Source organism: Synechococcus sp. R8-2 (assembly GCF_047461715.1).
Classification (GTDB): Bacteria; Cyanobacteriota; Cyanobacteriia; order Thermostichales; family Thermostichaceae; genus Thermostichus.
Window position 1 is genome coordinate 1 of sequence record NZ_JANSHQ010000609.1, and the last position, 2,119, is coordinate 2,119.

At 61.9% G+C, this 2,119-nt stretch carries 3 protein-coding genes; all 3 read left to right on the forward strand.

Going from position 1 to position 2,119, the window contains the following annotated elements:
* On the forward strand, nt 1-185 hold a 185-nt coding region (locus NW819_RS13040; RefSeq protein ID WP_414414003.1), incomplete at its 5' end, for an SH3 domain-containing protein.
* Between the two features lie 299 nt (nt 186-484).
* Entirely contained in the window at nt 485-1,282 is a 798-nt protein-coding gene (locus NW819_RS13045) for a hypothetical protein (protein WP_414342415.1), read from the forward strand.
* Nucleotides 1,283-1,349: 67 nt separating this feature from the next.
* Nucleotides 1,350-1,943 (forward strand): hypothetical protein, encoded by a 594-nt coding sequence (locus NW819_RS13050; RefSeq protein ID WP_414414004.1) that lies wholly within the window; start codon nt 1,350-1,352, stop codon nt 1,941-1,943.
* Nucleotides 1,944-2,119: the final 176 nt, after the last annotated feature.

Here is a 2,119-nt window from a genome sequence, read left to right on the forward strand (position 1 = left end):
TGATCGAGCCCATTGGCCTGGCGCTGCGGGCCACTCCAGAGCGGGAGGGAACCTACATTGGTGGTGTGCCCATGAACGAGGTGGTGACGGTGCTGGGCCTCAGCGAAGATGGTCGTTGGCAGCGCATCCGCCGTCAGAATGGGCAGGAAGGTTGGGTGCGGGCGGGGAATCTGGCGCAGGAGTAGCCCTTGCCATAGGCATAGCCCTACAGATGCCCTGGTGGGGGATTGTAACACCAGGGAAGCCTGTGTTTCGGTAGAGCAGTGCCGTTTGCGTCATCGGGACCGAGTCCTTGGCAGGGGAACTGGTGAAACACACTCCATTTCGGCTTGGTGCTTCAACAAGGGATCCCTGGGGCAAGGGGTTAGCTTTACCCTTTCTGGCCCTTGGGTTGGCCTTCTCTCTAGGCGCCTGCCGACCGGCTTCTAACGCTGGAGCGGAAAAGGTCAGGCAGGAAGCACCCCTAGCCCAAGCAAAGGCAGAGATGGGTACTCTGGAGTTTTGGGCCAACGGCGAGGACTTCATTCGGGAGGGGTTTGTCTCCAAAGACGGCTGGGAACTGAGCTTTGAGCACGTGTACGTGACGCTGGCGGACATAACCGCCTACCAAACCGATCCGCCCTTTGATCCGGAAGGAAATGCAGATTTGCTGGCACGGGCATTGGTCAGCCTCTCCGGCCCCATCACGGTTGATTTGATCACGGCTCCCCCGGCGGAGCGGGCCTTACTGGGATCCCTAGAGGCACCCCCTGGCCACTACAACGCCCTGGGGTGGCGGCTGGTGCCAGCACTGGAGGGGCCGGCAAAGGGCTATTCCCTCTGGATCGAAGGCCAAGCCCGACCGACAAAGGAAGGGGCTGGGGAGATGCCGTTTGTGCTCAAGTTCAGCCCTGAGGTGGCCTTCACCTGCGGAGAGTATGTGGGGGAGGAGCGCAAAGGCTTTGTGCGCGTCGGCCAGGTGGCAGATCTGGAGGTCACCTTCCATTTCGACCACCTGTTTGGAGATGGAAGCTTGCCCCCCAACGACAGCCTCAATCAAGCAGCTCTGGGGTTTGCCCCTTTGGTGAAGTTGGATCCTGTCTCCCTGGAGCAGCGGCTGGCCGCGTCAGCGGCGCGGAGCACTGGGGGGGGATCCGACCTTCTGGAAGTGGACTGGGGGGATCTGCAGGAGGGATCCCCTGCGGCTAAGGCCGTATTGGAGATCCTGCACCACTTGGGCCATGTGGGGGAAGGCCACTGCCGCGCTGCCTCTGGCCCTGCCCAGACAGAGTCTTCGCCCTGAAGTCTTGGCTTTTCTAAGACCGGTCGCCTGCGGAGCGTAGAGATTGTCGTCTGTCCTCAGCTAACCAATGAACCGAGTCTGGCCAAAACTTTGGATCCCTTCCTGCCGACTGAGCCTGATTGCGGCGTCGCGTCAGCGATGCGGAGCACGGTTGAGCTTGCTGGCTTTCGGCCTGCTCCTGTCTGCTCCCGCTTGGGGCCACGGGGTGGAGGCCTCTTGGCGGGCAGTTCCCGCTTTTGAGATCCAGGCCCGCTACGATTCTGGCGAACCGATGCGTTCTGCGCAGGTAACGGTGTTTGCGCCAACGGATCCCACTACCCCTTGGCAGGAGGGACAGACGGATGCACAGGGACGATTTCTGCTGCAGCCGGATCCCAACCTGACGGGCCTCTGGCAGGTGCGGATTCGCCAGGTGGGGCATGGGGTGTTGGTCAACGTGCCGGTGGGCGAGGAGTTCCCTCAGACAGAAGGGATCCCCAGCGCTTCCCCACCCTTTGGGCCTTTGCAGCGGGGGGTTATGGCCGGTTGCGTCATTTGGGGCTGTCTGGGCACAGCTCTCTTCTTCTCCAGGCCGCGTCAGTCTGTTTATGGAGCGGTGGAGAGCCCATCGGTTTCAGCATCTCCGGGGTCATCCCAGGTTAGCCCCTCCGCTCTGGAGTAGGACTGGCCATGCACATTAGCGATGGCATTTTGCCGGCACCGCTTTGGCTGGGGGGCTATGGCATCACCGCCCTGATCACCAGCTACAGCTTGCGGCTTCTCCGTCGCGCCGGCGTTGCCGAGCAATGTCCTTGGTGGGAACGGGATCCCCGCCATATTGCTACGCAACGCTGTCGC